Here is a 326-nt window from a genome sequence, read left to right on the forward strand (position 1 = left end):
CCAGCGGAAACATGGCAGATTGATTTTACCGCTCGCCTGACCGGCATTGATGAAATGCAACGGTTGATTAACCTTGATCACTACGGCAGCGGCGCATTCTTTGCTGATGGTTTTTTAGTGGCCAAAACAGGCCAGCAATATTACGTCAATGCAGGTAATGCCTACGTGGGCGGGCTGCGTACCGGTCTGGTGGCGCACCAGAATATTACCGTGACCACGAAGCCGGTGAAGGTGTGGGCGGATGTGAGCTTGCAAGGCAACGTGGTGAGCCAGTGGGAAACCGTCGTGACGCTAACGCTGGCGGCAGACCTGCAAGACTACCAGGA

The 326-nt window shown here is 54.9% G+C and carries 1 pseudogene; it reads left to right on the plus strand.

Going from position 1 to position 326, the window contains the following annotated elements:
• Window positions 1-326 (plus strand): annotated as a pseudogene (locus DBA33_RS20520) (hypothetical protein); the annotation flags it as partial.

Source organism: Yersinia sp. IP36721, assembly GCF_003634395.1.
Classification (GTDB): domain Bacteria; phylum Pseudomonadota; class Gammaproteobacteria; order Enterobacterales; family Enterobacteriaceae; genus Yersinia; species Yersinia entomophaga.